22 protein-coding genes are annotated in these 24,914 nt (G+C 66.0%); 8 read left to right on the forward strand and 14 right to left on the reverse strand.

Going from position 1 to position 24,914, the window contains the following annotated elements; genetic code table 11:
- Positions 1 to 5: 5 nt before the first annotated feature.
- The 12 genes from FEZ61_RS08040 to FEZ61_RS08095 form a co-directional block, all read right to left on the reverse strand.
- A complete protein-coding gene (locus FEZ61_RS08040) occupies positions 6 to 1,187 on the reverse strand; it encodes an acyl-CoA dehydrogenase family protein (protein WP_173148167.1) in 1,182 nt (393 codons plus the stop codon).
- A complete protein-coding gene (locus FEZ61_RS08045; protein ID WP_173148169.1) occupies positions 1,188 to 2,513 on the reverse strand; it encodes an LLM class flavin-dependent oxidoreductase in 1,326 nt (441 codons plus the stop codon).
- Positions 2,510 to 3,457: an aliphatic sulfonate ABC transporter substrate-binding protein gene (locus FEZ61_RS08050; RefSeq protein ID WP_173148171.1), complete on the reverse strand. Its 948-nt coding sequence runs from the start codon at positions 3,455 to 3,457 to the stop codon at positions 2,510 to 2,512. The genes FEZ61_RS08045 and FEZ61_RS08050 overlap by 4 nt, the downstream gene beginning before the upstream one ends.
- Before the next feature lie 69 nt (positions 3,458 to 3,526).
- Positions 3,527 to 4,615, reverse strand: coding sequence for an LLM class flavin-dependent oxidoreductase (locus FEZ61_RS08055; protein ID WP_173148173.1), 1,089 nt, complete (start codon positions 4,613 to 4,615; stop codon positions 3,527 to 3,529).
- A 685-nt stretch (positions 4,616 to 5,300) separates the two neighbouring features.
- Entirely contained in the window at positions 5,301 to 5,657 is a 357-nt protein-coding gene (locus tag FEZ61_RS08060; protein ID WP_173148175.1) for a hypothetical protein, read from the reverse strand.
- 406 nt (positions 5,658 to 6,063) lie between these two features.
- The gene (locus FEZ61_RS08065) at positions 6,064 to 6,930 is read right to left on the reverse strand and encodes an ABC transporter permease (protein ID WP_017639671.1); all 867 of its coding nucleotides are present in this window, start codon (positions 6,928 to 6,930) and stop codon (positions 6,064 to 6,066) included.
- A gap of 15 nt (positions 6,931 to 6,945) precedes the next feature.
- Positions 6,946 to 7,827: an ABC transporter ATP-binding protein gene (locus FEZ61_RS08070; protein ID WP_017639670.1), complete on the reverse strand. Its 882-nt coding sequence runs from the start codon at positions 7,825 to 7,827 to the stop codon at positions 6,946 to 6,948.
- 14 nt (positions 7,828 to 7,841) lie between these two features.
- A complete protein-coding gene (locus FEZ61_RS08075) occupies positions 7,842 to 8,723 on the reverse strand; it encodes a TauD/TfdA family dioxygenase (protein ID WP_017639669.1) in 882 nt (293 codons plus the stop codon).
- A 26-nt stretch (positions 8,724 to 8,749) separates the two neighbouring features.
- Complete coding sequence (locus tag FEZ61_RS08080; RefSeq protein WP_026083683.1) at positions 8,750 to 9,757, reverse strand: ABC transporter substrate-binding protein; 1,008 nt, start codon at positions 9,755 to 9,757, stop codon at positions 8,750 to 8,752.
- A gap of 138 nt (positions 9,758 to 9,895) precedes the next feature.
- Positions 9,896 to 10,561 carry an aspartate/glutamate racemase family protein gene (locus FEZ61_RS08085; protein ID WP_017639667.1) on the reverse strand — a complete coding sequence of 222 codons (666 nt, stop codon included), beginning with the start codon at positions 10,559 to 10,561 and terminating at the stop codon, positions 9,896 to 9,898.
- A 49-nt stretch (positions 10,562 to 10,610) separates the two neighbouring features.
- Positions 10,611 to 11,084, reverse strand: a complete 474-nt coding sequence (gene rraA, locus FEZ61_RS08090; protein ID WP_017639666.1) for a ribonuclease E activity regulator RraA — start codon at positions 11,082 to 11,084, stop codon at positions 10,611 to 10,613.
- Between the two features lie 30 nt (positions 11,085 to 11,114).
- Entirely contained in the window at positions 11,115 to 11,798 is a 684-nt protein-coding gene (locus tag FEZ61_RS08095; protein WP_017639665.1) for a TerC family protein, read from the reverse strand.
- A gap of 232 nt (positions 11,799 to 12,030) precedes the next feature.
- On the opposite strand from FEZ61_RS08095, the gene acnA reads away from it, so the two are divergent.
- The 8 genes from acnA (at position 12,031) to FEZ61_RS08135 (ending at position 22,729) form a co-directional block, all read left to right on the forward strand.
- Complete coding sequence (acnA, locus tag FEZ61_RS08100) at positions 12,031 to 14,718, forward strand: aconitate hydratase AcnA (RefSeq protein ID WP_173148177.1); 2,688 nt, start codon at positions 12,031 to 12,033, stop codon at positions 14,716 to 14,718.
- Positions 14,719 to 14,878: 160 nt separating this feature from the next.
- Positions 14,879 to 15,622, forward strand: coding sequence for an acetoacetyl-CoA reductase (gene phbB / locus FEZ61_RS08105; protein WP_017639663.1), 744 nt, complete (start codon positions 14,879 to 14,881; stop codon positions 15,620 to 15,622).
- A gap of 68 nt (positions 15,623 to 15,690) precedes the next feature.
- Complete coding sequence (locus FEZ61_RS08110) at positions 15,691 to 17,028, forward strand: citrate:proton symporter (protein WP_173148179.1); 1,338 nt, start codon at positions 15,691 to 15,693, stop codon at positions 17,026 to 17,028.
- Positions 17,029 to 17,169: 141 nt separating this feature from the next.
- Entirely contained in the window at positions 17,170 to 18,090 is a 921-nt protein-coding gene (locus FEZ61_RS08115) for a GntR family transcriptional regulator (protein ID WP_017639661.1), read from the forward strand.
- A gap of 224 nt (positions 18,091 to 18,314) precedes the next feature.
- Positions 18,315 to 19,385, forward strand: a complete 1,071-nt coding sequence (locus FEZ61_RS08120) for an isocitrate/isopropylmalate dehydrogenase family protein (RefSeq protein WP_017639660.1) — start codon at positions 18,315 to 18,317, stop codon at positions 19,383 to 19,385.
- A gap of 66 nt (positions 19,386 to 19,451) precedes the next feature.
- Entirely contained in the window at positions 19,452 to 20,723 is a 1,272-nt protein-coding gene (gene otnK, locus FEZ61_RS08125) for a 3-oxo-tetronate kinase (RefSeq protein ID WP_173148181.1), read from the forward strand.
- 19 nt (positions 20,724 to 20,742) lie between these two features.
- Positions 20,743 to 21,639, forward strand: a complete 897-nt coding sequence (locus tag FEZ61_RS08130; protein ID WP_064308070.1) for a LysR family transcriptional regulator — start codon at positions 20,743 to 20,745, stop codon at positions 21,637 to 21,639.
- 28 nt (positions 21,640 to 21,667) lie between these two features.
- Complete coding sequence (locus tag FEZ61_RS08135) at positions 21,668 to 22,729, forward strand: AbrB family transcriptional regulator (protein WP_173148183.1); 1,062 nt, start codon at positions 21,668 to 21,670, stop codon at positions 22,727 to 22,729.
- A 75-nt stretch (positions 22,730 to 22,804) separates the two neighbouring features.
- Here FEZ61_RS08135 and FEZ61_RS08140 read toward each other — a convergent pair whose 3' ends face one another.
- Positions 22,805 to 23,539 (reverse strand): ABC transporter substrate-binding protein, encoded by a 735-nt coding sequence (locus tag FEZ61_RS08140; RefSeq protein WP_173148185.1) that lies wholly within the window; start codon positions 23,537 to 23,539, stop codon positions 22,805 to 22,807.
- Positions 23,540 to 23,557: 18 nt separating this feature from the next.
- Positions 23,558 to 24,871, reverse strand: coding sequence for an MFS transporter (locus FEZ61_RS08145; protein ID WP_173148187.1), 1,314 nt, complete (start codon positions 24,869 to 24,871; stop codon positions 23,558 to 23,560).
- Between the last annotated feature and the right edge of the window lie 43 nt (positions 24,872 to 24,914).

The following is a 24,914-nucleotide window of genomic DNA, read 5'->3' on the forward strand; positions in this document are numbered from 1 at the left end:
TCTCGTCAGGTATAGGCACGGATATCGGGGTACTGGCCATTGACCGCATAACGGCCGACCTCCAGCACCTTGTAGGCCAGGGGGTCGTGCAGGCTGTGGGTGCGTACATCGCGCCAGAAGCGATCCAGGCCCAGGCGGTTGTGGGTGGCGCGGGCACCCAGGGCGTCGAACACCCGGGTGGTCACGTCGAGGGCGGTACGGGCGGCCAGCACCTTGGCACCGGCCACGGCAATGGCTGTCTCGCCGCGTAGCTCAGCGGTAAAGGTGTCATCCGCCGCGAGCAGGTCATCCACCCGCCCCGCCGCCACCTCGGCCAGGGCCACGGCGCCCTGCAGGGCGATCCAGAGTTCGCCCATCTGGCTCAGCACCAGTTGATCCTCGCTGGCGCTGGCGGCGAGGGAATGCACCCAAGGCCGCGCCTCTGCATGCAGATAGCGCCGCGCCTCGCGCAGCGCGCCCTGGGCGGCGCCCAGGTAGTACTGGGTGAAGGCCGACTGGTTGACCGGGGTGCGGATCACCGCGGCAAAGTCACCGGCATCTTCCAGGTCGCAGACTTGGGCCTCCTCGGCACTGGCCCAGACGTCGGTCAGGGTAAAGCTGCCACTGTCGCTGCGCGCCACGCCGAAGTGGTCCCAGTCCTCGGCATAGGCCAGCCCCGCGCGATCCCCTGGCAGGGTGACCATCAGCCGCGCCCCGCTCTGCCGGTCGCGGGCACTGATGGTGAGGCGATCGGCGAAGGCGGCGCCGCTGCAGAAGCCCTTGCGCCCGGTCAGGCGATAGCCACCGCCGGCAACGGGCGTGGCGAGGATGTCGTCATCCCGTGGATTGACCACTCCGGCCAGCCACAGCCGGCCCTCGGCGATTTCCGCCAGCAGGCGGTCGCGCCGTGGCTGGGGCTCGCGGCGCAGGTTCACCGTATTGAGCAGGTGATAGCCAAAGAGCAGGCCGACCGAGCCGTCGCCGGCAGCGATCTCGCGCAGCACACGCATGGCCAGCGACCAGGGCTGGCCGGCGCCACCAAGGCGCACGGGTATGACCAGGTTGGTCAGGCCGCTGTCCTTGAGTCTTTGCAGCTGGGCATCGGGACGAATGCGGTCGCGTTCGTCGGCCACCACCCGGGCAGCGAATTCCGCGCCGATCTCGCGGGCCAGCGTCAGCCAAGCCTCGGTATCCTTAATGGTGCTCATCTAGTCCTCCAGGGGGCCGAGGCCCAGGTGGTCTCTCAGGGTCGTGCCCTGGTACTGGCGTCGGAACAGGCCGCGGCGCTGCAGGTGCGGCACCACGCTTTCGCTGAACTCGACGAAGGACCCCGGCAGGTAGCCGGGGGAAATCACGAAGCCGTCGCAGCCGCCGGCTTCGAACAGCTCGGCCAGCTGTTCGGCGATCTGGGCGCCGGTGCCCACCAGTTGCGGCACCCGCACGCTGGCGGCATAGCTGCGACCCAATTCGGCCAGGGTGGTCCGCGACCCCAGCGCCAGGAGTTTTTCGGCAGCGGCCGGTGGCAGGCCACCGACCTCGGCCACCTCACCCAGGGCGGTATCAAGGGTGAAGCGCGACAGGTCGATATTGAGCTGGGAGCAGAGGGTGATCAGCCCCACCTCGGGTTGCGCCAGGGCGTTGTGCCTTTCCTGCTTGGCCCGTGCTTCGGCTTCGCTGCCGCCGATGAAGGGCATGACCGAGGTGAGGATCTTGCAGCCGTCGGGGGAGCGCCCCTGCTCCAGCACCTGGCGGCGGACGTCGTCGCGAAAGGCGCGCATGGCGGCGAGGTCTGGCTGGATGGTGAAGATGGCCTCTGCCCAACGTGCGCCGAAGCGCCGGCCACGACCACTAGAGCCGGCCTGGATCAGTACCGGCCGCCCTTGCGGACTGCGCGGGATGTTGAGCGGGCCCTCCACCCGGAACCAGTCGCCCTGGTGATCGAGGGCACGCACCTGCGCGGGATCGGCCAGCACGCCGGCGTCTCGATCCAGGCGCAGCGCGCCAGGTCCCCAACTACGCCAGAGCTTGACGGCCACCTCGACGAATTCGTCGGCACGGTCGTAGCGCAGGTCGTGCTCCAGGTGGCGCTCCCTGCCGAACAGCCGGCCCTCGCTGTCGTTCATGGAGGTGACGATGTTCCAGGCGGCGCGCCCGCGGGACAGGTGATCGAGGGTGGCGAAGGCCCGGGCGACGTGGGCCGGTTCGTAGTAGGTGGTGGAGCGGGTGCAACCCAGCCCAAGGTGGCGGGTGTGAGCCACCAGATAGGACAACAGCGGCAGCGGATCGAGTCGGGTGGCGTCCTGGGCCCCTAGGCGCAGGGCGGTCTCCCGTGAGCCGCCGAGCTGGTCGCCCACGGCCAGGCGGTCGGCGAAGAACAGGAAGTCGAACAGCCCCTCCTCCAGCGCCTTGGCCGCGCGGACGTAATAGTCCGGGTCGAGGAAGTCGCCCTGGGTTTCAGGGTGGCGCCAGACGGCGTGGCTATGGACGACGGGACCGGCCAGCAGGAAGCCGGCGAGGTGCAATTGGCGACTCATCGGCTGGCCTCCCGGAGCGCTTGCAGGTAGCGGTTGAAGCTCTGGTCATAGAGCGGCTTGACGTCGTACGGCTGTTGCAGCACCCCGGCCTTGACCAGGAAATCGGCGGTCTTCTGGCCGTCGCTCAAGGTCTGGGCGCTGATCGGTTCGACCCAGGTGGCGTCGCGCCGGAACCAGCGTTCGGCGATGGCCGGATCGGAGTTGTTGCGCCTGGCCCAGGCCTGGGCATAGACGTCGACGTGGTCGCGCGCCCAGCTGCGAGCACGTTGCAAGCGGGCGATGAAATCGCCGATGGCGGCGCGGTTCTCGTCCAGGCGCTGGGTGTTGGCCACCACATAGACCGGCGCCGGCATCAGGTCCTTGGCGGTGATCAGCACCCGTCCGCCCTGGCGCTCCACCATGCTCACGTAGGGCTCCCAGGTGGCGGTGGCATCGAGGGTGCCCTGGCTCAAGGCGGCGACCGCCTCGGTGGGCATCAGGTAGCTGTAGCGCGGGGCATCGCTGGGCAGCCCGGCCTGTTCCAGCGCCGAGTAGACCAGTTGCTGGCTCCAGGAGCCCTTCCAGATGGCAACCCGCTTGCCGGCCAAGTCCGCCACCGTCTTGATGGGTGAATCCTTGCCGACCACGATGGCAGTGCCGTCCGGTCTATTGCGGGTCACTGCCACCACCTTGATCGGCCCACCCCGGGCGGCCAGGGCGATCACCGGGGTGTCGCCGACGATGCCCAGGTCGATGGAGCCGACATTGAGCGCCTCCACCACCGGGCCACCGGCGTTGAACCTCTTCCACTGGATCTCGTACGGCAGGTCCTTGAGTTCACCTGCCTGCTCCAGCAGGGTGCTGCTGTAGTAGAACTGGTCACCGATGGTGAGGGTGACCGCCTGGGCCAGGTTGGCGGAGGTGCCAGCCAGCAGGCCGGCGGTGAATAACAATCCCTTGATCACGAAGGCGTCTCCTCGAAGGTATCGGGGGCGCTCCGTGGGTACGGTCGCGCAGGTGTCAGATGTCGGGGTTCAGCCGGTGCGGCGGGCACCGGCCAGGCGCGCGGCGACCTTCTGCCGGGTCAGGGGAATCAGTTCGCGGCCGTACTCGACGGCGTCGTTGAGCGGATCAAAGCCGCGGATCAGGAAACTGTCGACGCCCAGGTCGTAGTAGTCCAGCAGGGCATCGGCCACCTGCTCAGCGGTGCCCACCAGGGCGGTGGAGTTGTGCCCGCCGCCGACCAGGGCGGCGATACCGGTCCAGAGCCGGCGATCCACACGGTCGCCCAGGGCCACGGTATCGCGCAGACGCTGTGCCCCGACCGCTTCGGGTTTGGCGGGATGCACGGCGCCGTCGGCGGCGAGGCGCGCCTTGGCCTGCTGGCGAATGGCCTCGGCCTTGGCCCAGGCATCATCCTCGGTGTCGCCAAGGATCACCCGGAAGGACACGTTGAATTTTGGGGTACGGCCATGGCGCGCCGCCTCGGCGCGGACCGCAGCGATGGTCTCGCGGGTCTGGGCCAGGGATTCGCCCCACAGCGCGAAGACGTCGGCGTGCTTGCCGGCCACCCGCAATGCGGCTGGCGAGGAGCCGCCGAAATAGACCGGCAGGCTCGGCTGCTGCAGCGGCTTGATGGCGGAGAAGCCCTTCGCCACCCGGTAGTGCTCGCCCTCGTGATCGAAGGGCTGGGTGCTGGTCCACTCCTGGCGGACCACGTCGAGGAATTCCTCGGTGCGGGCATAGCGCTGGTCGTGGTCGAGCCAGTCGCCGTCCTTGCGCTGCTCCCCATCGCTGCCACCACTGATGATGTGCACCGCCAGGCGACCGTCGAGCAGATGATCGAGGGTCGCCAGCTTGCGCGCCGCCAGGGTCGGGGCGACGAAACCGGGACGGTGGGCCAGCAGGAACTTGAGCGTCCGGGTGGCCTGCCCTGCCAGGGCAGTGACCAGGAAGCCGTCGGGCTGGTCGGACCAGTAGCCGACCAGGATGCGATCGAAGCCGGCCTGCTCATGGGCCTGGGCGAAGCGGGTGATATAGCCCTTATCGAAGATGGGACCGGAGGGGGCGATGATCTCCGAGGTGAGGCGGTGGCCGATCATGCCGAGGAATTGGACGCTCATGGTGGTGAATCCCGTGCCGAGGTAAGGGGACGCCTTCAGGAAGGCGTTGGCTGGGTTCCACCTTAGGCAACCAGGGCATAAGAAGGAAATTCCTTATGCGCATATCCTAATTATTGTTTTATTTGAAACATGCATTTAAAGATGGTGGCTTGCCTCATGAAGCGACGCTCCTCAAGGGTAGAAGCAGCAATACTTCCTCGTTCCGTAGGAGCGGCCCATGGCCGCGATCGCCCAAACGATCCCAGGGCGCCTCGGCGTGGAAAAAGGCGTTAGCCTTTTCCACCAGGGCCTTCGGTGCGAGGGGCGCCCTCACCCCAGCCCTCTCCCCAAGGGAGAGGGGGTTATCCGAGGGAGGGTTGAAAGTCGTTGTTCCTGGACCAAATCCGTGGCCTGTTGGGCTTCGACGATAAAGCCGTCTCAACCCAACCTACGGGGCTATGTCGTAGGTTGGGTTGAGCGTAGCGAAGCCCAACGACCAAGCGCCGTAGCGTGGAAACGGCGTAGCTTTTTTCCACCAGGTAATTCAGCCACAAGGGCGCCCTCGCCTCCACATTCTCCTGAAGGGTTAAATCGAGCGAATACCGGTCTCAGTCGATCCGAGAAGACCTCGTCGACCGCAGCCACCTGCCCGTAGGAGCGGCCCATGGCCGCGATTGGCCAATCACTCATACTACGCTGACGGTCTTCAAAGCCAGGCCGTAGCCGCCAACCCCAGGGCGCCGAGGATGGAACCCACCAGAGCGCCCCGACCCGGTAACTCCTGGAATAGCAGCCAGATCAGCAACGGCTCGCAGACCAATAACACCAGTACGGAAACGACCGCGACCACCCAGATATCACCGGTAGCCCGATAGCCCAGGCCGTACGCCAGCAACAGGCAGAGACCGGAAAAGCAAGCGAGCCCTGCCAATAGCAGCGCATCATGCCAATCGAGACCGACCGCAGCCGCCAACCGCGCCGCTGCCAATTCGGCGTAGATGATGCAGCCTTCGCCGATGATCATCAGGGCGATGGCGAAGATTCCAAGCACTTCTTTGGACATGAAAGACCTTCCTTTTGGACCGAGCGGACTGACGCTGTGTCGTGATGCACACCGCGCTCAGATGGGGTACTGAGGTCGATGCAGTCAGTGGCGTCAGGGGCTCGATACGGAAGGCGTACATGAGCGAAACCTCTGTGAGGGAGTGCCTCTATTAAGGCTAGATCAGGGTACAGCGGTAGAACAGCGGCGGGTTATCGGTGTTAGAGGATGTTGGTCTTTGAACAGAAATTCTTCATAGGAGCGATAGCCCTGCGGACCGCCAAGACTGCAAGCCGCCATGTACTACTGGCGAACAGCAACCCGCGATCTGTTGGACTTCGACGATAAAGCCGTCTCGACCCAACCTACGGGGCTATGCCGTAGGTTGGGTTGAGCGCAGCGAAGCCCAACAAGAAGATACCCAGCCCTACCGCTGCATCCCCCACTTCTTCACCGTCAGCCGCTCCAAGGTGGCGAACACCAGGCCTTCCACCAGCAGGCCTATGATGATCACCGCGGCGAGGCCAGCGAAGACGCGGTCGGTGTAGAGCTCGTTGCGATTCTGGAAGATGTACCAGCCCAGGCCGCCCTTGCCGCTGGAGGCGCCGAACACCAGCTCGGCGGCGATCAGGGTGCGCCAGGCGAAGGCCCAGCCGATCTTGAGGCCCGAAACGATGGCCGGCAGCGCCGCCGGAATGAGGATCAGCCCGACGTACCTCAGCCCCTTGAGGCCATAGTTGCGCCCGGCCATGCGCAGGGTGTCGGAGACGCCGAGAAAGCCCGAGTAGGTGTTCAGCGCCATGGGCCAGAGCACCGAATGTACCAGCACGAACACCAGGCTGTTTTCGCCCAGGCCGAACCAAAGCAGCGCCAGCGGCAACAAGGCGATGGCCGGCAGCGGATTGAACATCGAGGTCAGGGTGCCGAGCAGGTCGCGACCGAACTGGGTGGAGACGGCCAGGGCGCTCAGCGCCAGGGCCAGCACCACGCCCAGCAGATAGCCCTTGAGCAAGGTACCCAGAGAGATGGCGACCTTGGCTGGTAACTCACCAGTGACCAGCCCATCCCAGAAGGCCGCGGCGGTCTGCAGGAAGCTGGGCAGCAGCAGGTCGTTGCCCTGCCAGCGGGCGGCCACTTCCCAGGCCAGCATGAGGATCGCCAGGATCACCAGCTTGCGCAGCCAGGCTTGGCTCCACAGGCGCGTGGCCAGAGGGAGCTCCACCGCCAGCGGCAAGTCGTTGAGGGGCGCGAGGTCCCGTTGGTATTCGGCCCGCACCGGGGGCTGTCGAGTCATGGGTCCACCTCGAAACTAGTAGGAAATGCGGCCCTGGACGATGGCCTGCTGCAGGCGCAGGCGCTCGTCGGCGACCTCCGGCGGCAGGGTCTGAACGTCGTCGGGGAACAGCAGGTTGTGGATGCGCAGCGCGGTACTCTGGAATTCGGCGCCGCCAAAGTCCTCGAGGCCGAACTGGTGGCAGTTGAGTTCCGCGCGGACCCGGCCCGGATGGGGCGACAGCAGCAGGATGCGATTGCCCACCACCAGCGCCTCCTCGATGGAGTGGGTGACGAACAGCAGGGTGAAGCGCACCTCGTCCCAGAGCGCCAGGAGCTCTTCCTGCATCTTGCGGCGAGTCAGGGCGTCCAGGGCGGCGAAGGGTTCGTCCATCAGCAGGATCTTGGGCTGCATGGCCAGGGCGCGAGCGATGGCCACCCGCTGCTTCATGCCGCCGGAAAGATGATGCGGATAGGCGTCGACGAAGCGCGCCAGACCGACCTTGTCCAGGTAGTGCAGCGCCCGCTCGCGCGCCTCGCCACGACTGGCCTGGCGACTGGCGAGCAGCGGGAACATGGTGTTCTCCAGCACCGTCTTCCACGGCGGCAGCTGGTCGAATTCCTGGAACACCACGATGCGATCCGGCCCCGGTCCCTTGACCGGCTGGCCGTCCAGACGGATCTCACCGTGCAGCGGCGGCAGAAAGCCCGCCACCGACTTGAGCAGACTGGACTTGCCGCAGCCGGACGGCCCGAGCAGCACGAAACGGTCGGCGCCATGCACCTCGAAAGATACCTGGTGGGTAGCCCGCACCCGGCGTTCGCGGGTGCGGTATTCGAGGTCGAGATCCTGCACCTGCAGCAGCGGCTGGGTCTGCGCCAGGGTCAGGTGCGGACGGGAAGCTAGAGGGGCATTCATGGTCGTCTCCTACCTTAAAACGGCGCATCGCCCTGGATGGTGGTGCGATACAGCTTGCGCCGCAGATGATTGGGGCAGCCGGCCGCCAGGTGCAGCAGCGAGCGGTTGTCCCAGAACACCAGGTCGTGGGGCTGCCACTGGTGGCGATAGAGGTGCTCGGGCTTGACGCTGTGGGCATAGAGCTCGGCCAGCAGCTCGCGACTCTCGTCTTCCGGCAGGCCGACGATGTGGGTGGTGAACCCCTCGCTGACGAACAGCGCCTTGCGGCCATTTTCCGGATGAGTACGTACCACCGGATGCACCACCGCCTTGACCTCGGCCAGCTGCGCGGCGGTCAGGGTCGGCCGCCAGTTGCCCTCGAACTTGGGCTTGGCGTAGGTGGCGGTATAGGAATGCTCGGCCTGGAGACCCTCTACCTGGCGCTTGAGCGCCGCTGGCAGGGTGTCGTAGGCCAGGTGCATGTTGGCGAAGAGGGTATCGCCGCCCTCCTCCGGCAATTCCTGGGCATGCAGCATGGAACCCAGGCTCGGCAGCTCCTTGTAGGAGAGATCCGAGTGCCAGAACTTGCCGGCATCGCCCAGGCCGATCGGCCGACCGCCTTCGACGATGTTGGAGACGATGAGGATCTCCGGGTGGCCGGCCAGGTGGAATTGCTTGAGCACATGGATCTGCAACTCGCCGAAGCGGCGACTGAAGGCGATCTGCTCTTCGGGGGTGATGCGCTGGTCGCGGAACACCACCACATGGTGGTCCAGGTGGGCGCGATGAACGCGGGCGAAGTCTTCGGCATTGAGCGGCTGGGCCAGATCGATGCCGAGGATCTCGGCGCCCAGGTTGCCGAAGGGCCGGATCTCGAAAGTCTGGCCGGCGGCCGGACGGGGGGAAGCGAGAGTCATTGGAGTGTTCTCCTTGGTGGTCCAGCTCAGCTGCCGGGACGCTCGTGGGCTTCGGGGAAGAAGTAGTCCTGCCAGGAGGCAGCCTGGTGTTTCAGCACGCCCAGCTCATGCAGCTTCTGGGCGTAGACGAAGGTCCGCTGGGGCTCGACGGTGAACTCGATCTCCGGGTCCTCGACGATGCGCTGCACCAGGGCCAGCGGCAGCTTGGAATGCTCGACGCGGATATAGGCCTCGGCGGCCGCGGCCTTGTTGGCGCGGATGAAGGCGGCGGCTTCCACCAGGGCGTCATAGAAGGCGCGGTAGGTCTTGGGATTCTCGTCGTGGAATTTCTCGGTGGTGTAAAGCACGTTGAAGGTGCCTGGTCCGCCGAGGACGTTGTAGCTGCTGAGGATGCGATGGACCCGGGGATTCTCCAGCGCCTGGTACTGGAACGGTGGGCTGGAGAAATGGGTAGTGATCTCGGAGCCGCCCGCCATCAGGGCAGCGCTGGCATCCGGGTGCGGCAGACTCACGCTGATGGCATCGAATTTCTTGAACTGGGCGTCGCCGAAGACCTTGGCAGTCTCGATCTGCAGGGTGCGCGACTGGAAGCCCACGCCCGCCGCCGGCACGGCGATGCGATCCTGGTCGGTCAAATCCTTTATCGACCTGACCTCGGCGCGATTGCTCAGCAGGTAGTTGGGCATGGCGCCCAGGGCGGCGATGGCCTTGACGTTCTGTCGTCCGCGGGTGCGATCCCAGACCGTCAGCATCGGCGGTACCCCGGCGGAGACCACGTCGAGCGAGCCGGCCAGCAGCGCCTCGTTCATGGCAGTGGCGCCGGAGATGCTGTTCCAGTCCACCTGGATATCCAGGCCGGCGGCCTTGCCGTGCTTCTCGATCAACTGCTGATCGCGCACCACGTCGAGGATCAGATAGCCGATGCCGAATTGCTGGGCGATGCTGATCCTGCCCTCGGCGGCGGCACTGCCCGCGAAGCCCAGGGCACCTACCACGGCGGCGATCACCGCCAAGCCCTTCCCTACCCTGCTCATCCTTACGCTCCGTGCCGACTGGCCATCCGAAAGCGTTATAGGCTAATGAGCTGTTATAACTTTTGGTAAAGACAGAATTTATATAACCATATGCACGCAGATGCGGAACTGGGTGAGTGTTCGACCATTAGACCGGTCCTACCCTTCGAGCAGCTGCCGCAGCCGCCGCACGGCGCTGGTCGGCGTGGTAAGCACCGAGCCGCCCCAGGCGGCTTCGCTGGCCGATTGCGCGGCGGTCATGGAAAACTGCGCGAAGCAGAGCACGTCGTAGTCGCCGCGTAGCCGCTCTGCAGCCGCGGCGATAAGGGCGTCGTGGCGGGCCTGGTCACCCGCATGCAGGACTTCCAGCGCGCCTTCGCAGAGGATCGGTGTGATGTCCGCTGTCTGGCCACGGCGGCTTGCCTCGAGCTCGAAGTCGTTGACGATGGCCGCGCCCGCCGGACCGAAGGTGGTCAGGGCAGCGATGCGCCCGCCTTTGGCCAGGGCCTCCTGCACCATGGCCTCGTTGGGCTTGAGGACCGGCTTTTGATAACGGCGCTGGCAGGCTTCGATGGCATTGGAAAAGGCCGAGCAGGTAAAGAGCACGGCATCGGCCTGGGCGCGAAAGGCATGCTCGGCCAGGTCCTGGATGCGCTGGTCCAGCGCTGTCGTACTGCCGCCAGCGGTGCTGGCGTCTTTCGACAGCGAGTCGTCCCAGAGATCGAAGCGCAGCGCCTCGGGCCACCCCTGGGCGAAGGCTGCGTTGATGGGCTCGATGGCGATGCGGGTGGCGTGAATCAGAAAGATCCGTTTGGCGGCAGTCATGGCGAAAGCACTCGTGTAGGGCCGCCTGAACGGCGGCCGATAGGCGCACCTAGCGGGCGTCGAGAATGATCACGCCGTCGGCATCGGCATAGAGTTGATCACCACTGCGGATCGTCTGCCCAGCGAAGGTCACCGCCTCGCCGATCTGGCCTTCGTTGCGCTTGACCGATTTGCGCGGCGAGACGCCCAGGGCCTTGACCGCCAGCGGCAGCCCCGCCAGCACCGCCTTGTCGCGGACCTGGCCATAGATGAGCGCACCGGCCCAGCCGTTCTTCACCAGGTCCTCGGCGATGATGTCGCCGAGCAGCGCGCAACGGTCGCTGCCACCACCATCAACCACCAGCACGCGTCCCTCGCCCGGCTGCTGGCTCAATTCCTTGATCCGCGAGTTGTCCTCGAAGCACCTGACCGTCAGCGCCGGTCCGGCGAAATCGGTGCGACCGCCCAGGTCCTGGAAGATCGGCTGCAGGACTCGCGCCTGATCGCCATGCTCGTCGCACAGGTCAGTGGTCTTGAAGGTCATGGTGTTGCTCCTTGGTGGTCGAAAGATCGGTCAGGCCGTAACCGTTCGCCGTGCCAGTAGCTGGCCAGTCACGAGCACGATGAGGACGCCGGCGACGCCGGCCGCATAGGGAACCCAGTGCAGGTCTCCGGTACCGAGCCAAGCCTGCAGGAGTTCGTCGCTGGCGATCAGCTTGCCAGCGATCCAGCCGAGCAGGGCCGCCCCGGCCATGACCAGCCAGCGGAAGCGTTCCATCAGGCGCAGGATGAGCTGGCTGCCGAAGATGATGATGGGGATGCTGATGAGCACTCCGGTGACGGCCAGGCCCAAATGGCCCTGGGCTGCGCCGGCCACGGCGATGACGTTGTCCAGACTCATCACCACATCGGCCACCATGATGATCCAGATGGCCTGGCCCAGGGTGGTACCGGCCTTGACGTCGGCCTCGTCGTTCTCGGGCACCAGCAACTTGATGCCGATCCACAGCAGCAGCACGCCGCCCACCACCTTGAGCAGTGGCCAGCCCAGCACGTAGCTGGCGACGAACAGCAGCAGGATGCGCAGGATCACGGCACCCGCCACCCCGCCCAGGATGGCCTTGCGGCGTTGCGCTTCCGGCAGACGCCGACAGGCCAGGGCGATCACCACGGCGTTGTCGCCGCCGAGCAGGATATCGATGATGACGATCTGGAGCAGACTGGTCAGGAAGACCGGATCGGACAGGGCGGTAAGCAAGGTGGACCTCGTCTATTTAGGAGCTGACGTCCCTTGGGCAGCAACAGCCCGTAATGATTTCAGGTCACTATTATTGTCTTTTATATCAATACAGAACAATATTGGCCATGCCTGAATTCCAGCGTTCGCCGACCGAGAACGCTGCGTTAGCCAGATACCAATTTCGAGTGACTGCCAGCTTTCCTAGCATGGCGCTCACCCCCACGATCACGACAACTAGACCGGACAGCCCATGAAGTTTGCCCTGGATTCCACCTACACCGGCCAGCTCACCCTCGGCGACCGGCATTACGCCTATGTCGACCTCAAGCGTCTGTTCGACGCCGACACCCTGGCGCGCCTGCCCTACTCCCTGCGTCTGCTGGTGGAAAACGTCGCCCGCTGCTTTCCCGAGGCGCTACCGCCGGTGCTGGCCCGTGCCCGTGGCGAAGGCCCGCCATGCGAGGCGCCCTTCCTGCCCAACCGCCTGATGTTCCACGACACCACCTGCCTGCCCGCCCTGGCCGACTTCGCCGGCATGCGCGACATGGTGGCCGAACTGGGCGGCGATCCGAGCCGGATGAATCCGCGCATCCCGGCGGTGCTGACCATCGACCACTCGGTGATCGTCGAACGCTTCGCCGAGCCGGACGCGGTGGAAGCCAATCTGGACATCGACTACCGCCGCAACACCGAGCGCTACCAGTTCATCAAGTGGGCGCAGAAGAGCCTGGACAACTTCAAGGTGGTTCCACCGGGCACCGGCATCATCCACCAGGTCAACATGGAGTCCCTGGGCACCGTGGTCTGGGAAAGCGAGACCAGCGACGGCCAGCCGCTGCTGCACCCGGACGACATGGTCGCCACCGACAGCCATACGCCAATGATCAACGCCATCGGCATCCTCGGTTGGGGCGTGGGCGGTCTGGAAGGCCAGGCGGCCATGCTGGGCGAGCCGGTACCGATCAGTTTTCCCGAGGTCATCGGTATCCGTGTGACCAATGCGCTACGTCCGGGAGTGACCGCCACTGACCTTTCCTTGAAAGTCACCCAGTTGCTGCGCCAGCGCGGCGTGGTGGGCAAGTTCGTCGAGTTCTGCGGACCGGGCCTGTCGGGCCTGAGCTGGGCCGCCCGCGGCACCCTTTCCAACATGGCACCGGAATACGGCGCGACCGTGGTGTTCTTCCCCTTCGATACGGTGACCATGGAGTACCTCGAGCTCACTGGCCGCACCCCGGAGCTGCGCGAGCGGGTCGCGGCCTACCTGGAAGCCCAGACCCTGTGGCGCCACGACAGCGATCCCGAGCCGGTCTTCACCGAGGTCATTCCGCTGGACCTCGCCAGCATCGAGCCCAGCGTGGCCGGTCCGCACCAGCCGCACCAATGGCAACCGCTGGCCAAAGCCCGCGACTCCTTTCGAGCCGAGGTGCCGACCAACCCGGACGCCGGTCTGATCGCGCGCTCCACCGAGGCTACGGCGGACTACTTCGAGCCGAGCTTCGGCCAGCCGCTGACCCATGGCGCTATTTCCATCGCCGCCATCACCAGCTGCACCAACACCGCCAACCCCAGCCAGATGATCCAGGCCGGTCTCCTGGCGCGAAGGGCGCGCGAACGTGGCCTCACCCGCAAGCCCTGGGTAAAGACCTCGCTCTCCCCTGGCTCTCGGGTGGTGGCGGACTACCTGCGCGAGGCCGATCTGCTGAGCGACTTCGCCGCCCTCGGTTTCGACCTGGCCGGCTTCGGCTGCATGACCTGCATCGGCAACTCGGGCACCTTCGAAGCCCACATGGAAGCCTTCGCCGACCAGGGCCTGAAGACAGTGGTGGTGCTCTCGGGCAATCGCAATTTCGAAGGCCGGGTCAATCCCAAGGCGCAGTTCGGTTACCTCGCCTCGCCGGCCCTGGTGGTCGCCTATGCCCTGGCGGGCAGCATCGACGTCGATCTCGAACAGGCCGTGCTGGGGCTGGATCAAGCCGGTCAGCCCGTCTACCTACGCGATCTGCTGCCGGGCGATGACGAGGTCCAGGCGCTGGTCCGCGAGACAGTGCGCCCGGAGTTGTTCCGCCAGCGCAACGCCACTCTCTGGGATGGGACCCACCACTGGCAGGCGTTGTCGGCCGAGGGCAGCGTGCGCTTTCCCTGGTCGCCCAGCTCGACCTATCTGCGCCGGCCGATCTATCTGCAGGGGATCACCCCAGAGCCGCCCACGTCGTTGGCCGTGCGCGACGCCCGCACGTTGATGGTGCTGGGCGACAACATCACTACCGACCACATCTCGCCCGCCAGTGCCATCCCCCTGGATAGCCCGGCGGGCCGTTGGTTGGTCGCCCACGGCGAGGCGCCGGAAGACCTCAACCAGTATTCGACCCGGCGCAGCAATCACGAGGTGATGATGCGCGGTGCCTTCGTCAACCGCGCGGTGAAGAATCGCCTGCTGCCGGCGCATCCGGGCCAGGGCGGCTGGGCGCGGGCGGCCGACGGCGAGGTGCTGCCGGTGTACGACGCCGCCCTCAGCTGGGTTCGCCAGGGCAGGCCACTGGTTGTGTTCGCCGGCCTCAACTACGGCGCCGGCTCCAGTCGCGACTGGGCGGCCAAGGCGCAGGCTACCCTGGGGGTTCGGCTGGTGGTGGCGCAGAGCTTCGAGCGCATCCACCGCAGCAACCTGATCGGCATGGGCATCTTCCCGGTGCGCTTCCCCGCCGGGCAGGGCGCCGAAAGCCTGCGCCTGAGCGGTGACGAGCGCTTGGACTTCGCCGGGCTGGATGAACTGCGGGTAGGCATCAACCTCATCAGGCTGCAGATCACCCGCCCGGATGGCCAGAGTGACAGCGTCACCCTGGAACTGCCGCTGGATTCCAACCAGGAGATCCTCTACCTGCGCCAGGGCGGCATCCTGCCCTACGTGATCCGCAAGACCCTGAGCGAAGGACGGATGTGAATCCAGGGCCTCGCTAGCTCGAGGCCGAAACGCCCAAACCCACCGAAAGCTACCGCCCATCCTCATAATTGTATCTTGTGTATTTACAAGACAATTCGATTCATCTTACCGTGCCTTACACGGCTCACGCCCGACAAGAACGACAACAGGAGAGCTACACATGAGCAAGCGCATCGCTTTCGTCACCGCCGGTATGGGCGGATTGGGAACCGCCGTCTGCCAACGCCTGGCTCGGGACGGCTTCACCGTCATCGCCGGCTGCGGTCCGGACTCACCGCTCAAGGCCGACTGGCTGGAACAGCAACGCAAGCTAGGCTTCGACTTCATCGCGGCCGAAGGGAACGTCGCTGACTGGGAATCCACCCGCGCTGCCTTTGCCAAGATTCGCGACGAGGTCGGCCCCGTCGATGTCCTGGTCAACAACGCCGGTACCGCCTGCAACGTGGTGTTCCGCGACATGCAACCGGGTGACTGGCAGACGGTGATCGATACCAACCTCAACTCCCTGTTCAACGTCACCCGCCAGGTGATCGATGGCATGACCTCCCGCGGCTGGGGACGGATCATCAACATCTCCTCGGTCAACGCCCAGCTCGGTCAGGTCGGCCAGGTCAACTATTCCACCGCCAAGTCGGCGATCCGCGGCTTCACCCGCGCCCTGGCCCGCGAGCTGGCGGCCCGCGGGGTCACGGTCAACACCGTCTCGCCCGGCTACATCGCCACGCCACGGCTCAAGGCCCTGACCCGCACCGAACTCATGGATCGCATCGTCCACGAGATCCCCATGCGCCGCCTGGGCACGCCGGAAGAGATCGCCTCCATGTGCTCCTGGCTGGCGTCGGACGAATCGGCCTTCGCCACCGGCGCGGACTTCTCCCTCAATGGCGGTCTCCACATGAGCTGATCGCCACTCCGCCACCGAACACAACGACAACCACAACAAAAGTTGTATTTTGGAACCAGGAGATACAGATGCTCTCTCTGCTCGGCTATGGAATGATCGTGACCTTCATGGTGCTGATCATGACCAAGCGGCTGCCGCCCTTGGTGGCCTTGACCATCATCCCCATCATCTTCGCCATCATCGGCGGCTTTGCACCGGAGATGGGGCCGATGATGATCGATGGCCTGCGCAAGGTCGCACCCACCGCCATCATGGTGATGTTCGCCATCCTCTATTTCGGTCTGATGTTCGATACCGGGCTGTTCGATCCCATGATCCGCACCTTCATCAAGCTGATCAAAGGCGATCCCGCGAAGGCGGTGCTCTTCGCTACCCTGCTGGCCGGCATGGTGTCCCTGGACGGCGACGGTTCCACCACCTACATGATCACCCTGACCGCCATGCTGCCGCTGTTCCGCCGCCTGCGGCTGAATCCACTGATCCTGCCTTGCGTGGTCATCCTCGCTGCGAGCGTCACCAACCTGCTGCCCTGGAGCGGACCCATGGCCCGGGTCGCCGCGGCACTGCAGGTGGAAACCAGCCAACTGTTCATCCCGCTGATCCCGCCGATGATCGTCAGCTTCATCGGGGTCCTGGCGCTGGCCTTCTGGTTGGGGTTGCAGGAGCGGCGCCGTCTGGGCCTGCTGGTGGCACCGGGTGGCAATCCGCTGCGCGCGACGGGCATGGACGAAGACATGGGCGATCTGCTCACGCTGAGCGACGAGAACGCCGAACTGCGCCGGCCCAAGCTGTTCTGGTTCAATGCCCTGCTCACCTTGGCGCTGATGACCTGCCTGGTGATCGAACTGCTGCCACTGCCGATCCTATTCATGGTCGCCTTCTGCATTGCCCTGACCATCAACTACCGGCAGATGGACGACCAGCGTCGGCGCATCTCGGCCCATGCCCCCGCGGCCCTGACGCAGATCTCGATCTTCATCGCCGCTGGCATCTTCGCCGGCATCCTCTCCGGGACCGGCATGGTCAAGGCCATGTCCGGCTCGCTGCTCTGGGCCCTGCCGGAGAGCTGGGGCAACTACCTGGCGCCCATCACCGCGCTGCTGAGCATTCCCGGCACCTTCTTCATGTCCAACGACGCCTTCTACTATGGCGTACTGCCGGTGCTGGCCCATGCGGCCGAAGCCCATGGCATAGGCGCGGCAGAGATCGGCCGGGCTTCGCTGATCGGGCAGCCGGTGCACCTGCTCAGTCCGCTGGTGGCGTCCACCTATCTGCTGGTGGGCCTGGCCGGAGTCGAGTTCAGCGATCACCAGAGATACACCATGAAATGGGCGTTCGCCCTGAGCTTTCTGCTCATGGCGGTCTCCATGGCGCTGGGGCTGTTCCCGCTCTACTCGGCCCGCTGACGGTCTCGGCGACGGTGCATCCGGCGCCGTCGCCCGCTCCGGAGGGCCGTGGTTATGGTAACGTCAGGGCGCTCCGCCAGACCCGGCTGGCCAACCTCTTCCGTACCTGCGCTCCGGTACCCGTCGTCCAGAAGATTCCCGATGAAAAAAGACCTCGCCGAACAACTCGCCCCGCGCATCATCGACCTTGCCCGTGCCCGCTCGATGAAGGCCGGTGATCCGTTGCGCGAGGAGGCCTTCGCCAAGGAACTGGGCGTTTCCCGCTCGCCGGTACGACGGGGCTTCGCCTTGCTGGAACAATTGGGCCTGGCGCGCAAGGAGCCCAATCGCGGCTTCTTCCTCACGCGCAACGCCACCACCATCGAGCAGGCCGCCCTGCCCAGCGAGGACGATCCCTATGAGGAGCTCTACCTGCGGGTGGTGGACGACATGCTGCGTGGCGACATCCGCAGCAGCTTCTTCGAGGCCGAGTTGCTGCGGCGCTACCAGATCCCTCGCGGCCAGTTGCTCAAGGTGCTCAACCGCCTGGCCAGCGAGGCCATGATCGAACGCCGCCCCGGCCAGGGGTGGGAGATCAATACTTTCCTGCATGACAGCGAAGCCCATATCCAGAGCTATCGCTTCCGCATGGCCATCGAGCCCTTCGCCCTGCGCGAGCCGGGCTATCGCATCGACAAGCGCGCCTTCGCCCAGGCCCGCCAGCGGCAGCAACGATTGCTGGACGGGGAGCTGTTCACCCTGTCCCGCGCCCAGCTGTTCGAGATCGGCTCCAGCTTCCACGAATTGCTGGTGCGCTGCTCGGGCAACGTCTTTCTACTCGAAGCCATCCGCCGGCAGAATCAGCTGCGTCGCTTCATGGCCTACCGCTCCAACGTCGAACGCTCGCGGCAGATCGGCCAGAGTCAGGAACACCTGCATATCCTCGACCTGCTCGAAGGCGGCAGTCGCGAAGAAGCGGCGCTCTTCCTGCACCAGCATCTCGACGTGGTCAGCCGGCTCAAGGCCGCCCAGGACCGCCAGCTGGAAGCCGCCGAAGAAGACGCGGCAAAGCAGCCGGCCTGATTCGCCCGCGCGCCTGACCCTCAATGCCCCTGCACGCCCGTCACCCATACGGGCGCTGAGCCCACACGTTCGCCAGGCACGAATCGATGTCGCTTTTTTTGTTCTGCGCCGTTGCGTGAATTGTTTTTAGATGACATAAAGTACAAATCGTCCTGTCCAAGTTGTGACCTCCTCAGGCTCAGCCATCAGGCCGACGTCCCCACAGAATCTACAAGGAGAAAACAATGCGTATTCTGGTCCTGCCCTGCGACGGTATCGGTCCCGAAATCATCCAGGCATCCATGTCCGTGCTGGATGTCGCCAACGAAAAGTTCGGCCTGGGATTGACCTTCGATTACGACGACGTCGGCTTCACCAGCCTGGAGAAGCACGGCATTACCCTGCGTGACGAGACCCTGGAAAAGGCCAAGACCTACGATGGCGTGATCCTTGGCACCCAATCCCACGCCGACTACCCGGCGCCCGAAAAAGGCGGTCGCAATGTCTCTGCCGGCTTTCGCATCGGCCTCGATCTCTATGCCAACGTGCGCCCGGCGCGCACCCGGCCGTTCCTCGCCTCCAACATGAGGGAAGGCAAGAGCATGGACCTGGTGATCATGCGCGAGGCCACCGAAGGCTTCTATCCGGATCGCAACATGAGCCGCGGCTGGGGCGAGGTGATGCCCTCCCCGGACATGGCGCTGTCCACCCGTAAGATCACCCGTCACTGCAGCGAGCGTATCGCGCGCCAGGCCTTCGAGCTGGCGATGAAGCGCCGGCGCAAGGTCACCGCCATTCACAAGGCCAACAGCTTCCACATGACCGACGGCCTGTTCCTGGAATGCGTGCGCAACGTGGCCAAGGAATTCCCCGAGGTGCAGCTCGACGATCTGCTGGTGGACGCCTCCACCGCGCACCTGGTGCGCAACCCCGAGCGCTTCGACGTGCTGGTGGCCACCAACTTCTATGGCGACATCATCAGCGACCTGGCCAGCGAACTCTCCGGCAGCCTGGGCCTCGCCGGCTCCATCATGGCAAGCAACATCCACTGCTGCGCCCAGGCCCAGCATGGCTCGGCGCCGGATATCGCCGGTCAGGACAAGGCCAACCCGGTGTCGATGATCCTGTCCATCGGCATGATGCTGCACTGGATGGGCGAGCACCGTGGCAATGCCAAGCTGCAGGAAGCGGCCGCGGCGATCGACCAGGCGGTGGACAAGGTGCTGGAGGATCCGGCCAAGCGCACCGCCGACCTGGGTGGCAGCCTGGGCTGCGCCGCCTTCGGCCAGGCAGTGGCCCAGGTCCTGCGCGGCTGAGGTCATACCCGCCTCTCCGGAGCGTGCGCGCCCCGGAGACCCCTGACAAGAACAAGGAGAATCTCCATGGCCACGCCGCTCCTGGGCTGCATCGCCGACGACTTCACCGGCGGTACCGACCTCGCCAGCACCCTGGTGGCCCAGGGCATGCGCACCGTTCAGGTACTGGGCGTGCCGGACGGTCCCCTGCCCAGCGACGTCGACGCCGTGGTGGTCGCCCTCAAGACCCGTACCCTTCCTGCCGCCGAAGCGGTCGCCGAGTCCCTGGCGGCCCTGGCCTATCTGCGCGCGCTTGGGTGCCGGCAATTCTTCTTCAAGTATTGCTCTACCTTCGATTCCACCGCGGCCGGCAACATCGGACCGGTCGCCGATGCCCTGGCCGGTGCCCTGGGCGTCACGTTGAGTATCGCCTGCCCCGCTTTTCCCGAAAACGGCCGGACGCTCTACCTCGGCCAGCTGTTCGTCGGCGACCAGCCCCTGGCCGAGTCGGGCATGCGCCACCACCCGCTGACCCCCATGACCGACAGCAACCTGGTGCGGGTACTACAGGCACAAACACCCCATCCCGTCGGCCTGGTACGCCTGCCCCAGGTGCGTCAAGGCAGCGCAGCCCTGGCCACGGCCCTGGCCGACCTCCAGGCGCAGGGCGTTCGCCATGCCATCGTCGACGCCATCGACAACGCCGACCTGCACGCCATAGGTGCAGCCGTGGCGGATCATCCACTGGTCACCGGGGGTTCCGGCGTGGCCCTGGGGCTGCCGGCCAACTTCCGCCGCCGCGGCCTGCTGGCCGCCCATGCCGAAGCATCAGCCCTGCCCGCTGCACCCGGTCTGGCCGCCGTGCTGTCGGGCAGCTGTTCCACCGCGACCCGCGGCCAGGTGGCCGTCTGGCTAGAGCACCGGCCTGGCTTCCGCCTCGATCCGCTGGCCCTGGCCACGGGCGACGATCAGGTCGGTGCCGCGCTCGCCTGGGCCGAAGCGCGCCTGGCTACCGGGCCGGTGCTCATCTATGGCAGTGCCGACCCCGAAGAGGTGCGCAAGGCCCAGGCACAGCTGGGCGTGGAGCGCGCCGGCCAGTTGGTGGAAGACGCCCTGGCCCGCATCGCCCAGGGCCTGCACACGCGTGGCGTGACGCGGCTGGTGGTGGCCGGCGGCGAAACCTCGGGGGCGGTGGTCAAGGCCCTGGCGATCGCCAGCCTGCGCATCGGTGCGCCCATCGCCCCGGGCGTACCCTGGACCCTGGGCAGCGGCGCCCGGGGGGACATCGCCCTGGCGCTCAAATCCGGCAACTTCGGCACGCCGGACTTCTTCGAACGGGCCTTGGCCGTCGCCCCCTGACCCCTAGCGAGGATCGCCCATGAGCGGCTCTGCGCCACGCTACGATCTGGTCAGCCTGAACGTCTTCCGGGTGGTGGCCCAGGAGCGCAACGTCACCCGCGCCGCGCGGCTCTGCCATCTGGCCGTCTCCGCCGTGAGCAAGAGAATCAGCGAACTGGAAGACCAGGTCGGGGTGCCACTGTTCATCCGCCACGCCCGTGGCATGGGACTCACCCCGGCCGGCGAGACCATGCTGCACTATGTGGAGCGGGTGCATGGCGATCTGCGCCTCATGCAATTGGAACTCAACGAGCACGGCAGCGGCGCCACCGGCCATATCCGCCTGCAAGCCATCACCTCGGCGCTGACCAATCACCTGACCCCCGATCTCGCCAGCTTCATGAGCCTCTATCCGCGGGTGGATTTCGACATCGAGGAGCGCGTGGGCAGCAGCATCGTCCAGGCGGTGGCCGAAGGCAGGGCGGATGTGGGCATCGTCGCGGCCGATACCGCCGCCCTGGACCTGGAGACCTTCGCCTATCGCCGCGAGCGCCTGGTGGTGATCGCCGCCGCGGATCACCCCCTGGCCGGGTGTGACCGGGTAAGCTTCGCCGATACCCTGGATCACGAATTCATCGGCCCCCATGTGGAGAGCTCGATGAACGCCCTGCTCTCGCGCCAGGCGGCGCTGCTCCAGCGCAGCATCCGTCAGCGCGTGCGCATCAGCAGCTTCGAAGCCATGTGCCGACTGGCGGCGATTCGCCTGGGCCTGTGCGTACTGCCCGAGTCCATCGTGCGGCCCTATCTCAAGCCGATGAAACTGGTGGCCCTGGAACTGGACGAAGCCTGGGCCAGTCGCGCCATCGTCGTAGTGGTGCGGCGCTATAGCGCGCTGTCACCGGTAGCCAAGGCCTTCGTCGGTCATCTGCGCCCCTGAACCCTGCAACCGGATCCTGTACCACGCCATGTCGACCTCCCGCTTCGCCCCTCGCCCCTGGTGGCCCACCCCCTTCGTCGGCCTGCTCGGCGGCTGGCTCGCCAGCCTGGTGCACTGGCCGTTGCCCTGGATCACCGGCGCCCTGATCGCCGTGACTCTCTGTCGCTGCCTCGGCTGGCGCATCACCGCCATTCCCCACGGTCGCCCCGCCGGGCAATGGCTGATCGCCACGGCCATCGGCCTGCACTTCACCCCGGCGATATTGACCGAGGTCGTCAGGCACCTGCCGCTGATGGCCTTGGCGGCCATCGCCACCCTGGTACTCGCACTTGTCGGCATCACCGTCGTGCAACGCCTGGGCACGGAACCCAAGACCGCCTTCTTCGCCTTCATGCCAGCCAACTTCGCCGAGATGATCAATCTGGCCGAACGCCACGGCGCCGATGCACCCAAGGTCGCCGCCGCCCATACCCTGCGGCTGGTGATCATCGTGCTGGTGGTGCCGCCGGCCATGCTCTGGGGCGTCCCCGGTATCGCCCAGGCCGCCCATGTCCCACCGCCGCCGGACTGGCGCTGGCTGGCCCCGCTGCTGGCGGCCGGCCTGGTGGCGGCCCTGGCCTGGAAGCGTCGCGGCTGGCCCAACCCCTGGATGTTCGGCCCCCTGGCGCTGTGCTGCCTGGTCACCGCCTCCAGCGGCCTGGTCACCAGCCTGCCGCCGACGCTGAGCCACCTGGCCCAGGTGCTTATCGGCGTCACCCTGGGGTGTCACTTCGACCGCGCCTTCTTTCGCCGCTCGCCGCGCTTTCTGCTGCTGGCAACCCTCTACACCCTGCTCTGTCTGGTCGCCACCTTCCTGATCGCCTGGTTGCTGGCCCAGGTGTTCGCCATGCCCTTCACCACCCTGGGCCTGGGCATGACGCCGGGCAGCACCACCGAGATGTACCTGACGGCCGAGGCCCTGGGGCTGGGCGTGGGCACCGTCACCGCCATGCAGATCCTGCGGCTGGTAGTGGTGATGGCGGTGGCCGAGCCGCTGTATCGGCGCTGGTGCGCACGCTCGGTCGAGCCGGTGACCAGGGAATCGCCCTAGCGCCGGCTGCGACGGCGCGGCGACCGCTGGACAAGGGGGCTACGGGTACGTGCCCGCAGCCAGGTCCAGCCGATGTCAGGCGTTCAATGCGGGCCCGACCCGTGCCTCGGACTGACCGCTGGCGGCCAGCTCGCGGGCGACGAAGCCGTTGCGGATCTGCTCATCGAGAAAATCCCGGACGAAGGCCGCGCCGGCGCTGCGCCCCTTGGGCACGGCCATGGCCTGACGGATTTCGGTGAAGCTGTCGGCCAGCACCCGGTAGCCGGCGTGAGCCCGGGCATAGGCCTCCAGCGGTTGGCGCACGCCGGCGGCGGCGTCCAGGCCCTGGTCGACGAACCAGTCCACCGCCGCCGCCGAGGTCGGCGCCCGCACCAGCTCGGCCTGGGTCAGGGTACGGCTCAGGTAGAGATCGTAGGCGGCGCCCTGCCCCACGGCGATACGGCGGCCGGCCCGGTCCAGCTCGGCGACGCCCTGGGCGGGATCGGCGTCCCGCAGCAGATAGGTGCCCTCGATGATGACGTAGGGATGGCTGAAGTCGATCTGCGCCGCCCGCACCGGTTCGATGGCCAGAAAGGCCAGGTCCCAGGCGTCGTCTTCGAGGGCCGCGAAAACCTTGCCGGCGGCGTCGTAGGTGCTGAACTGCACGGGCACGCCCAGGCGCTCGGCCAGGGCGTGGGCCAGGGCCGCGGAGACCCCGGCCGGCTGGCCATCGGCGCCGCGCTGCGCCAGCACCGGATTGCCGTAGTTGATCGCTGTCCGCAATGCGCCCTGGGGGGCGAGGTCCGCGAGTACCGCTGAGCTGGGGGTCATGGGAGAACTCCTTGGAGGTCAGGTGGTGACCGCGGCGGCGCGAGTGTCGTCGCCACGATCGAGACGGATCAGCAGGGTCATGATGAAGGCGATCGCCAGCAACGCACTGAGAAACAGCAGGCCCGCCGAGGCGCTCTGGGTATTGCCCTTCACCATGCCGATCATGAAGGGTCCGACAAAGCCGCCCAGGTTGCCAATGGAATTGATCACGGCGATGGATACCGCGGCCGTGGAACGACTGAGAAACAGTGTCGGCAGCGCCCAGAACGGCGACTTGAAGCTGTACAGGCCAGCCAACGCCAGGCTGATCAAGCCGATCGCCAGGTAAGGATCGCGCACCAGGCCGGCACCCACCAGCGCCACCGCCGCGACCGCCAGCGGAATGGCCGAATGCAGACGCCGTTCGCCGTGGCGATCCGAACGCCGCGACCAGGCGATCATCACCAGGGTGGCGACGATGTAGGGGATGGTGGCGATCAAGCCGATCTGGGTGTGGCTCAGCGCGGAGGAGAAGCCCTTGATGATCTGCGGCATCCAATAACCCACGCCCAGGCTGCCGCACTGGTAGACGAAGTAGATGAAGGCCAGATAGAGCACCTTGGGATTGCTCATGGCCTTGAGCGCGCCGAAATGCTTGACGTCCTTGCGCGCCTGGCGATCACGCTCCAGCTCGGCCAGCAGCCAGGCCTTTTCCTCGGTCGTCAGCCAACGCGCCTGTTCGGGCCGATCAGTGAGATAGAAATAGCACAGCACACCGAGGAACACCGCCGGGATGCCTTCGAGGAACAGCATCCAGCGCCAGCCACTCCAGCCCAACCAGTGGACGTGGTCCATGATCCAGGTCGAGAGCGGCGCGCCGATGATGTAGGACACCGGGATCGCCGCGGTAAAGAGCGCCACGGTGGTGGCCAGTTCGCGGGAGCGGAACCAGTAGGTCAGGTAGACGATGATCCCGGGAAAGAAACCCGCTTCGGCCACCCCCAGCAGAAAGCGCAAGACATAGAGGTGCATGGCGGTCTGGGCGAAGGCCGTGGCCGCGGCGATCACGCCCCAGGTGACCAGGATGCGCGCGATCCATACCCGCGCGCCAAAGCGTTCGAGCAAGAGGTTGCTCGGCACCTCGAACAGGAAGTAGCCGATGAAGAAGATACCCGAGACGAAGCCGAAGACTTCGCTGGACAGCGCCAGCTCGGCGTTCATCTGCAACGCCGCGTAGCCGATGTTGGCCCGATCCAGGTAGGAGACGATGTAGAGCAGGAAGACGAAGGGGATGATGCGCCAGGTCACCTTGCGGATGATGGCCTGCTCCCGGCTCACGGGGGTGGTGTTCATGATAGCCTCACAGGGCCGCGACGAGGCGGCCGATCTTGTTGTT

It is taken from the genome of Pseudomonas sp. MS15a(2019), from assembly GCF_013277805.1.
GTDB classification, from domain to species: domain Bacteria; phylum Pseudomonadota; class Gammaproteobacteria; order Pseudomonadales; family Pseudomonadaceae; genus Chryseomonas; species Chryseomonas benzopyrenica.

Coding starts and splice junctions, on each gene's coding strand:
- FEZ61_RS08070 (WP_017639670.1), bottom strand. CDS start 7,827: ATGAATGCCCCTCTAGCTTCCCGTCCGCACCTGACCCTGGCGCAGACC.
- acnA (WP_173148177.1), top strand. CDS start 12,031: ATGAAGTTTGCCCTGGATTCCACCTACACCGGCCAGCTCACCCTCGGC.
- phbB (WP_017639663.1), top strand. CDS start 14,879: ATGAGCAAGCGCATCGCTTTCGTCACCGCCGGTATGGGCGGATTGGGA.
- FEZ61_RS08065 (WP_017639671.1), bottom strand. CDS start 6,930: ATGACTCGACAGCCCCCGGTGCGGGCCGAATACCAACGGGACCTCGCG.
- FEZ61_RS08085 (WP_017639667.1), bottom strand. CDS start 10,561: ATGACTGCCGCCAAACGGATCTTTCTGATTCACGCCACCCGCATCGCC.
- FEZ61_RS08060 (WP_173148175.1), bottom strand. CDS start 5,657: ATGTCCAAAGAAGTGCTTGGAATCTTCGCCATCGCCCTGATGATCATC.
- FEZ61_RS08135 (WP_173148183.1), top strand. CDS start 21,668: ATGTCGACCTCCCGCTTCGCCCCTCGCCCCTGGTGGCCCACCCCCTTC.
- FEZ61_RS08145 (WP_173148187.1), bottom strand. CDS start 24,871: ATGAACACCACCCCCGTGAGCCGGGAGCAGGCCATCATCCGCAAGGTG.
- FEZ61_RS08075 (WP_017639669.1), bottom strand. CDS start 8,723: ATGACTCTCGCTTCCCCCCGTCCGGCCGCCGGCCAGACTTTCGAGATC.
- rraA (WP_017639666.1), bottom strand. CDS start 11,084: ATGACCTTCAAGACCACTGACCTGTGCGACGAGCATGGCGATCAGGCG.
- FEZ61_RS08080 (WP_026083683.1), bottom strand. CDS start 9,757: ATGAGCAGGGTAGGGAAGGGCTTGGCGGTGATCGCCGCCGTGGTAGGT.
- FEZ61_RS08120 (WP_017639660.1), top strand. CDS start 18,315: ATGCGTATTCTGGTCCTGCCCTGCGACGGTATCGGTCCCGAAATCATC.
- FEZ61_RS08040 (WP_173148167.1), bottom strand. CDS start 1,187: ATGAGCACCATTAAGGATACCGAGGCTTGGCTGACGCTGGCCCGCGAG.
- FEZ61_RS08140 (WP_173148185.1), bottom strand. CDS start 23,539: ATGACCCCCAGCTCAGCGGTACTCGCGGACCTCGCCCCCCAGGGCGCA.
- otnK (WP_173148181.1), top strand. CDS start 19,452: ATGGCCACGCCGCTCCTGGGCTGCATCGCCGACGACTTCACCGGCGGT.
- FEZ61_RS08115 (WP_017639661.1), top strand. CDS start 17,170: ATGAAAAAAGACCTCGCCGAACAACTCGCCCCGCGCATCATCGACCTT.
- FEZ61_RS08130 (WP_064308070.1), top strand. CDS start 20,743: ATGAGCGGCTCTGCGCCACGCTACGATCTGGTCAGCCTGAACGTCTTC.
- FEZ61_RS08055 (WP_173148173.1), bottom strand. CDS start 4,615: ATGAGCGTCCAATTCCTCGGCATGATCGGCCACCGCCTCACCTCGGAG.
- FEZ61_RS08110 (WP_173148179.1), top strand. CDS start 15,691: ATGCTCTCTCTGCTCGGCTATGGAATGATCGTGACCTTCATGGTGCTG.
- FEZ61_RS08045 (WP_173148169.1), bottom strand. CDS start 2,513: ATGAGTCGCCAATTGCACCTCGCCGGCTTCCTGCTGGCCGGTCCCGTC.